Source organism: Methanocaldococcus sp. (assembly GCF_024490875.1).
In the GTDB taxonomy this organism is placed as follows: domain Archaea; phylum AGJL01; class Methanococci; order Methanococcales; family Methanocaldococcaceae; genus Methanocaldococcus.
This window is the reverse complement of record NZ_JACCLX010000037.1, coordinates 1-8,470: the sequence shown is the minus strand read 5'-3', so window position 1 is coordinate 8,470 and position 8,470 is coordinate 1. Positions and strand designations below refer to the sequence as shown.

Genomic DNA, 8,470 nt, shown 5'->3' with positions numbered 1-8,470 from the left:
GATAACATCATGCCCTGCTTCCGCAAACTCTATTGCCATCCTCGCTCCTCCATATGGTGGCTCCCCACCAAATTTTTCTGGTAAATTTAACTGTTCTATATACAACTTCTGATTTCCTGCTCCATATACTGATACTTTCATATTTTCACCTGAAAAATATCTTTAAAATAAACTTATATATACAATTATGGGAAAGAATTTCGAACTAATAATAAGAAATTAGTGTTAATTTCGGACTAATAATTATTAGATGTATGAGGAGAAATTATGATTAAAATTGTATATATTACAAAGAGGGGAAAACAAATATCTGAGCAGATTAAAAAAGTATTAGATTATTTCTATTATGAAAATAAAGTTGAAAATATAAAAGATTTTAAAATTAATGGAGATGAAAAAGGCTTTATATTTATAATGGCTACTGGAATTGTATTGAGGAAGTTTTTAGATAAAATTAAAAATGATAAATTTAAAGATCCTTTTGTTATTGTTTGTAATGAAAAAAAAGAACTAATTCCCTTGTTATCAAATCATTTGGGTAGAGGAAACTATTTTTCCAAATTAATAGCCAACCATATAAATGGAAGAGTTATCTTTACAACTGCAACTGATGTAAATGGAAAAATAGGGATTGATGAACTCTCCAAAATATTATTTTTGGAAACTCCAAAAAGGAAAGATATACTAAAGATAAATAAGAAAATTTTGGAGGAAGATATTAATTTAATAGTTCCAAAACATTGGAAAATAAAAAATTTGAATGGCTATAAAATAAGTTATCACGATAAATATGATGTTATAGTTGATAACAAAATAAAGTTAAAACCTTTAAGAATATGTGTGGGGATTGGGGCAAGAAAAAATATAGAGAGATATAAGGTTTTTTGGGCTATAAAAAAAGGTTTATTTTTAAGAAGTATTCCTATTTGGAGAGTTGATGCCTTTGCCACAGTAGAAGATAAAAAAGATGAGAGAGGAATTTTAGAGACAATAAATAAATTTAAAAAGCCATTATTTATTTTTAAAAAAGAAGAGATTAATGAAGTTTATAAAAAAATAAATTTAGAAAAGTCAGAATTTGTATATAAAAATATAGGCGTTTATGGAGTTTCAGAACCAGCATCAATATTGGCTGTTAAAAAATTAACAGATAAGAACTATGAAAATATTGAGTTATTATTAAAAAAATTTAAAAAAGATGGAGTTACCGTAGCAATATCTACTGAGCAGTAACTTTTTGTTCTCCTTTTTCCTCATCTCCATATAATATTTTTGCTATTTCTTTTAAAGTTTCAATACCTTTTGCTTCGGTTCTTAAAAGAGGGACATAAGCAATAACTTTATCCCCAAATTTCTCTTTAATCATTTCCAATCTCTTTAACTGCAATTCTCTTCTTGCTCTACAGAAGTCACACTGAACATCTTCTGGAATAAGTTGATTCACAATAACTGCATCAATTGGAATTCCATATTTTTGTAATGCTTTCATCGCTCTCTCACTCTCTAAGATACTCATCTCCTCAGGAATAACTACCAATCTAAAAGCAGTTCTTTCTGGATCTGATAATATTTTTCTTGCTCTAACTATTCTCTCTTTCATCTTCTCTAATTCTTCTAACATTTTGTCATAGTCAATATCTTCATCTTTTCCTCCAAATGGTAGGAATTTTTTCATCATCTTCATAAAACCACTCATCTGCTTCCTTAATTTAATCATTTTAGTCATATACTTGTCCATAACTTCTGGCATTCCTAAAAATCTTAAAGTGTGTCCTGTTGGAGCAGTATCAAATATAACTACATCAAATTCATTATTATCCATATACTTTAAAAATACATCAAAAGCAGCACTTTCATCAGTTCCTGGTGAGAGGGCAGCCATCTCTAATTGGTCCTCTAACATCTCTCCTAAGAATGGATTTTCTTCAATTTGAGCCTTTAACTTTTCTTTATATTCTTCCATCGCTTTCTGTGGATCAATTTCAACAACATATAAGTTATCAAAGCCCTTAACCTTTGTAGGTTCATGTCCAAACTCTTGCTCAAATATATCTCTTAAAGAATGTGCTGGGTCTGTTGAGACAATAACAACCTTTAATCCTTTCTGAGCTAAATAAACTCCTGTTGCAGCACTCATTGTTGTCTTTCCAACTCCTCCCTTACCTCCAAACATTATGTATTTGGTTCCATCCTTCTTTTCCAATTTCTTCTCAGTAATTCCTCTTAATGAATTTATTGAATCTTTTATTTTTGATAACATTTATTTTCACCTTAATTTATTATAATGATTTTAATCTTGATATGAGTTCATCAACATCAACCAAAGTATTTATACACCCATCCCTTAATAAAGGTTGTCCTTGTGAAGGAATTCCTTTTCTTGATAACATATTCATTCCATAAAATAAATCTCTATTGCACGCAACACCAAACACAGCATCTGGCTTTTCTTCTTTTAAAATTCTCTTTAAGAATGTAGAGCCTGGAACTATATAAACTTTGTAATTAATTTCCTTTGCCACTTTTATAATGTCTCCTATTTTACATCTCCCACAGAATATGCATTCAACACCATTAGGAGTTAATTTAGCAGGACATTTTGAATCTCTTAAACAGTGTGGAAGAACCAAAACCTTATTTTTTGCTTTTTTAAATGCATCTTCATAATATTTATTGTAAAATTCTATTCCTACTCTATAAGAAGTATCTTCTGTCCCAATTAATAGAAAAACTTTTAATAGTATCGAATAAAAATTATCCATTAAAAATAAAGCCAAATTTGGAAATATCAACCTATCTTTTTTTAATAATATATATCCGATAATTAAAATTAAGATGGATACTATAATTATTAATATAAATACTGTTAATGTTATCAAACCTACAATCTGCAAAAACCCATCTAAAATCAAAACATATCCCTCCTTTTTATACTCCTTATATATAAAATAAAAAATGATGGGATAGATATGATAACTTTATGTAATAAATTTGCTGATCATAAATGTTATGATATAGCAATAGTTGTAGATGTTTTAAGAGCATCAACTACAATAGTAACTCTTCTATCATTTATCGATGAGGTATATATAACTACATCTACACAGAGAGAAGAAGAAAATACCATATACATTGGAGAGAGAAAGGGCAGAAAAATAGAAGATTTTGATTTTGGAAACTCCCCAACAGAGATTTTAGCAAATAAAGATATTATAAAGGAAAGATATGAAAATGGAGAAAAGGTTATATTATCAACGACAAATGGAACGAGAGTTTTAAAAAACTTAAACTCTAAATATATTTTTATAGGAGCGATAGTTAATGCAAAGTATGTCGCTGAAACAGTTAAAGATTTTGAAAATGTCAGTTTAGTTCCATGTCATAGAGAAAACAATTTTTCAATAGACGATTTTATTGGCTGTGGAATTATTGCTAAATATCTCAATAGAGAGTATGACGAATTTACTAAAGTGGCAGTAGAATTAACAAAATATGACTGGATGTCTTTAATCTTAGAATCATCGTCTGCTAAAAATTTAAAAAATCTTGGATATGAAAAAGATATAACCTTTGCAATGTTGGAAAATAGCATTGATGCAGTAGGAATTTACAAAAAAGAAGATAACAAAGTTGTAAGAGTTAAATAAACTTTGTGATAATATGAGAATTGACATTAATAGAATAAAAGATGAAGAAGATATTAAAATGCTAAAAGAGTTAAAATGGAACGGATTTGTTTTTTATCAGTATGATTATGAATTTGACAAAGAATTATTTGAGAAGGTAAAATCTATTGGTGAAAGTTATAAATTAAAAGTTTATTCAGGAGTGAAAATAAAAACAGAGAATCCTAAAGAATTGAGAAAAAAGGTAAAGAAGTTTAGAAATAAATGTCATATAATATTAGTTGAAGGAGGAATTTTAAAAATAAATAGAGCATCTGTGGAAATGCACGATGTAGATATATTATCAACTCCTGAATTGGGTAGAAAAGATAGCGGAATAGACCATGTATTGGCAAGATTGGCATCAACGCACAGAGTGGCTATTGAAATAAATTTAAAAAATCTTTTAAGTAAAGATGGTTATGAAAGGGCGAGAACATTACTATTTTTTAGAAATAACTTAAAATTAGCAAAAAAGTATGATGTTCCAGTTGTAATTTCTACGGATGCTGAAAATAAATACCAAATTAAAAATCCCTACGATTTAAGAGCATTTTTAAACACTTTGGTAGATGTCAATTATTCAAAAAAAATTATGGAAACCACTTATAAAATATGCGAATTTAGAGATTATTTAATGAAGGATAATGTTGTTAGATATGGAGTTGAAATTATAAAAGAGTAAAGGTAAAAAAATTAAATAAAAAATTATTAATCAGTTTGTTTCATTTGTTGAATATTATTTAAAGATGATGCAATTTCGTTCTTTATGCTTTGTGAAATTACTCCTGAAACATCAATCAATCTCTCTTTTAATATCTATTGGAATATTAACTGTTGTAACTATTAAATTAATCGATATATTTCCTTTGATTTCAACTGGTAACTTAGTACTTTTACTTTTAAGAACAGCCTCGGCAATTTTTTCATTAGATATTATTATTGGAAGTTCAAATGTTGAGTTTCCTGAGGATATTTTAATATTATCCTGTTCTCCATGTCCTAAGTGAATTTTGTCTCCATCAACTAAAGCATAAATATCTAAGGAAATTTTATTGATTGTTACTCCAATAGGATATGGATTGTCTACTAAAACTTTAATAGTAAATTTAGTATTGTTCATATTAACTGATTGTATTTTATATTCAATAACTTCAACTTTTGGAGGCTCTAAACATCCAGAAAGTCCAACGATTACTACCATTGGAATAAATAATATTAAGAATTTTTTTAAATCCATTAAGATTCACCTACATAGTTTTTAAGTGTAAATATTTTAATTATAGGATAAATAATATAAAAATGTTTTTTGTTAAATAGAAATTAAAAATAAAAAAGGTTGAAAGTTTGAGAGAGATATATAGACAAACAATTCATTTAATCGTTGGGGTTTTAATATCTTTTTCAGTATTGGTATTTAAAAAACTTTTAATAATCCCTTTATTTGTCAGTATAATAGTAGGGATTTTCTTATATTTTTTATGCAAAAAATTCTATATTCCAATAATTTCAGATTTACTAAATCTATGTAAAAGAGAAGGTGAAAATGGAGAAGGGGCTATATATTTTGCTGTTGGTTTATTAATATCTTTAATTTTTATTAACGATATAAAGGCAATATTTTTTGGAACCTTAGTATTTGCTGTTGGAGATTCATTAGCCACAATTATTGGAATAAATGGAAAAATTAGAGTAAAATATTTCGATAAAACAATTGAGGGATTTTTGGCATTTTTTATATCATCATCTTTGATATTATTTCCATTTTATGGAATTTATGGAATTTTTGTCTCACTACTTGCGGCATTCTTTGAATTTATAAGTAAAAAAATAAAAATAGATGATAACTTATATCTCCCCCTCATTGTATCATTTATTCTAAGTATTTGCCCATATAAACTCCAATTTTTTCATATCCTAACTTTCTATAATATTCTCTAACACCTATGCCACTCGTTATTAAAATTTTCTTTTTACCAAATTCCTCTTTAGCAATTCTTTCTGCCTCCTCTAAGAGTTTTCTTCCATATCCTTTATGTTGCCAAGTAATTTCTTTCAAATCCTTAGTTAATGGTTTCTCTTGACCACATACATGAAGTTGTCTAACTAACATAGTATTATCATCAATCTCTTTTCTAAATGGTTTATATGGAACCCTCAATCTTAAAAATGCTATTAATATATCATTTTTTACATCTTCAAAAGATAAAAATATTTCAGTTCCACCACTTGCTTCATATTCCTCTCTACATAACTTTATATAATCTAAATCAGGCATTATTCCTTTTTTATACATCACATGTCCTACTTCTCTGCATCTTATACATCTACACTTAATTCCATGTTTTTCCATATACTTATAAACTAACTCTCCTAAGTTGCTCTTTTTTACTCCATCAACTATTACTGTGGCAGGAATATCCCTCTGAATTCTTGAAGTTCTAACCCACTTAGGCATTATTGATTTGGCATAACTTATAACCTCAATAGCCTCCTCTTCTCTGTATGGCTTATACTCTCCTCTCTTCCACATCTCATAAAGTTCAGTCCCTTCTATAACCAAACAAGGATAGATTTTAACCATATCTGGCATAAAATCTGGATTAGTAAAAATTTCTTTAAACATTTTTTTATCCATTTCTATATTAGAGCCAGGCATTCCGGGCATTAAGTGATATGACACTTTTAAACCACTATCTTTTAACAATTGAGTTGCCTTTATGGTATCTTCAACTGTATGCCCTCTTTTACAAAATTCTAAAATTTCATTGTAAATTGTTTGAACACCCAACTCTACTCTTGTAGTTCCTAATTTTAACATTTGATTTATCTCTTTCTCTCCACAGTAATCTGGTCTTGTTTCAATGCAAAGAGCTACGCATCTATGCTCTGCCGTTTCGTTAATTTTTTGAGCCTCTTCTAAACTTTTTGCTTCAACTTTATTCATAGCGTCTAAGCATCTTTTAATAAACCAATCTTGATAAGATATCTCTCTCGCTGGAAATGTTCCACCCATTATTATAAGTTCTATTTTGTTCGTTGGATGTCCTACTTTTTCTAACTGCTCAATTCTTGCTTTTGTTTGTAAATATGGGTCGAAGTTAAACATTAAACCTCGCATAGTTGCTGGCTCTCTCCCAGTATAACTTTGTGGGACATCTCCAAATACACTCCCTACTCCTCCCGGACAGAATATACATTTTCCATGAGGACATTTTTCTGGAGAAGTCATAACTGCTACAACAGCTACTCCTGAAATTGTTCTAACAGGTTTCTTCCTCAATATAGGAATTAGCAATTTTTTTTCTTCTTCTGTAGCATACTGCAAAATTTCAGAATTGGAAGGATGTCCAATTCCCAATTTATAAATTCTTAAACATTCTGCTTTAATTTGTTCTATTCTTTTTTTATTTAAAGATTTATTTTTTTCATATTCTTCTAAAATTCTTTTAATTATACATCTCATTAATTTTGCCTTTTCATCCATGACTATCACCAATTAAGTATAAAATATAAAATTACATATATGAATATATCTATAAATCTATAAAAATATAACTATAATATTTAATATTATTCAACCAAAATAATTAACTTAATGCTAATTTAATGGTGATTAAATGCTAACCCATGTTAATGATAAAGGAGTAAAGATGGTAGATATCTCCAAAAAAGAAGATGTTTATAGAGAATGTATTGCAGAAGGATACATAAAATTAAAAGTAGAAACTATCAAATTGATAAAGGAACAAAAAATTAAAAAAGGTAATGTTTTAACTACTGCTCAGATTGCTGGAATTCTATCTGTAAAAAAAACTTATGAATTGATTCCTATGTGTCATCCTCTACCCATAACTTCAGTAAATATAGATTTTGAAATATTTGAAGATAAAATAAAAGCAATTTGTAAAGTTAAAACTACATACAAAACTGGAATAGAGATGGAGGCATTAACTGGAGTTACTATTGCATTATTAACTATATGGGATATGGTCAAAAGTGTTGAAAAAGATGAAACTGGAAATTATCCTGAGACTGAAATTTTTGGAATAAGAGTTGTTAAGAAAGTAAAAACAATTTAAATATTTTAATACTATTTTTATAAATTTTCATATTTCTATATTATCTATACTTGGAACTTGATAATATTAAATCATAAAAAATTTTGAGTTTTTATTATGGCAATATTATAATTTTAATATTTTTCATATTACCATAATATTTTTTTGTTATTCTTGTGATTTTATAATATTAAATTGAAAATTTATCGGGGTTTGTTATTACTCTTAAAAAAGATGCAAATATAAAAATTTATGAGTTTAATAGGAAATAAAGGATATTTTGCCTTTCTTTTATGCCTAAAAAATTATAGATAAATTAAAAAATTTAGATTTATATAGTGTATTCGTAATATATTTTTAAAAAATTTTCATATTTTTATAATATTTACTCTCGAGACTTGATAATATCAAATCATAAGAAAATTCTATTTTTTATTACGATAATATTACAATTTTGAAATTTCTCATATTGCTATAATATTTTTTTGACATTTTTCATATTTTATAATATTCAGATAGAGATTTTCTCGAGGTTCGTTATTACTCTCAAAAAGAATATAAATATAGAAATTTATAAATATTTTATGTTATTAAAAAATAAAAAAATTTAAATATTTCCATCCCCTTTGGGGCTTGATTTTAAACAGGACACAATTTGAAGAGATAATTTTCTAAAATTACTTTATTATTCTCCTTTATATAGGGGTTATAGTTCGGAGGGTCAATTACCCTTGTTATTTATAT

The 8,470-nt window shown here is 27.3% G+C and carries 9 protein-coding genes and 1 pseudogene; 5 read left to right on the top strand and 5 right to left on the bottom strand.

Annotated elements, in window-relative coordinates:
* A pseudogene (locus HZY31_RS06645) lies at nucleotides 1-141 on the bottom strand (H(2)-dependent methylenetetrahydromethanopterin dehydrogenase-related protein); the annotation flags it as partial.
* Between the two features lie 126 nt (nucleotides 142-267).
* Here HZY31_RS06645 and HZY31_RS06640 point away from each other — a divergent pair.
* Nucleotides 268-1,233 carry a cobalt-precorrin 5A hydrolase gene (locus HZY31_RS06640; protein ID WP_297318633.1) on the top strand — a complete coding sequence of 322 codons (966 nt, stop codon included), beginning with the start codon at nucleotides 268-270 and terminating at the stop codon, nucleotides 1,231-1,233.
* Here the strand turns inward: HZY31_RS06640 and HZY31_RS06635 are convergent.
* Nucleotides 1,220-2,260: a TRC40/GET3/ArsA family transport-energizing ATPase gene (locus tag HZY31_RS06635; protein WP_297318632.1), complete on the bottom strand. Its 1,041-nt coding sequence runs from the start codon at nucleotides 2,258-2,260 to the stop codon at nucleotides 1,220-1,222. The two genes, HZY31_RS06640 and HZY31_RS06635, sit on opposite strands and share 14 nt — an antisense overlap.
* Before the next feature lie 19 nt (nucleotides 2,261-2,279).
* Entirely contained in the window at nucleotides 2,280-2,909 is a 630-nt protein-coding gene (locus tag HZY31_RS06630; protein WP_297318634.1) for a DUF116 domain-containing protein, read from the bottom strand.
* A gap of 60 nt (nucleotides 2,910-2,969) precedes the next feature.
* Between HZY31_RS06630 and comB the strand changes: the two genes are divergently transcribed.
* Together comB and rnp3 are read left to right on the top strand one after the other, a co-directional pair.
* Nucleotides 2,970-3,647 (top strand): 2-phosphosulfolactate phosphatase, encoded by a 678-nt coding sequence (gene comB / locus HZY31_RS06625; protein WP_297318631.1) that lies wholly within the window; start codon nucleotides 2,970-2,972, stop codon nucleotides 3,645-3,647.
* Between the two features lie 13 nt (nucleotides 3,648-3,660).
* Complete coding sequence (rnp3, locus tag HZY31_RS06620) at nucleotides 3,661-4,350, top strand: ribonuclease P protein component 3 (protein ID WP_297318630.1); 690 nt, start codon at nucleotides 3,661-3,663, stop codon at nucleotides 4,348-4,350.
* A gap of 111 nt (nucleotides 4,351-4,461) precedes the next feature.
* Here rnp3 and HZY31_RS06615 read toward each other — a convergent pair whose 3' ends face one another.
* Nucleotides 4,462-4,905: an LEA/WHy family protein gene (locus tag HZY31_RS06615; protein ID WP_297318629.1), complete on the bottom strand. Its 444-nt coding sequence runs from the start codon at nucleotides 4,903-4,905 to the stop codon at nucleotides 4,462-4,464.
* A gap of 107 nt (nucleotides 4,906-5,012) precedes the next feature.
* On the opposite strand from HZY31_RS06615, the gene HZY31_RS06610 reads away from it, so the two are divergent.
* Nucleotides 5,013-5,606 (top strand): diacylglycerol/polyprenol kinase family protein, encoded by a 594-nt coding sequence (locus HZY31_RS06610; protein WP_297318628.1) that lies wholly within the window; start codon nucleotides 5,013-5,015, stop codon nucleotides 5,604-5,606.
* Here HZY31_RS06610 and HZY31_RS06605 read toward each other — a convergent pair.
* Nucleotides 5,539-7,152 carry a tRNA uridine(34) 5-carboxymethylaminomethyl modification radical SAM/GNAT enzyme Elp3 gene (locus tag HZY31_RS06605; RefSeq protein ID WP_297318627.1) on the bottom strand — a complete coding sequence of 538 codons (1,614 nt, stop codon included), beginning with the start codon at nucleotides 7,150-7,152 and terminating at the stop codon, nucleotides 5,539-5,541. The genes HZY31_RS06610 and HZY31_RS06605 overlap by 68 nt on opposite strands.
* A gap of 133 nt (nucleotides 7,153-7,285) precedes the next feature.
* Here HZY31_RS06605 and moaC point away from each other — a divergent pair, with 133 nt between their 5' ends.
* On the top strand, nucleotides 7,286-7,747 hold the full coding sequence (moaC, locus tag HZY31_RS06600; RefSeq protein WP_297318626.1) for a cyclic pyranopterin monophosphate synthase MoaC: 462 nt from the start codon (nucleotides 7,286-7,288) through the stop codon (nucleotides 7,745-7,747).
* Nucleotides 7,748-8,470: the final 723 nt, after the last annotated feature.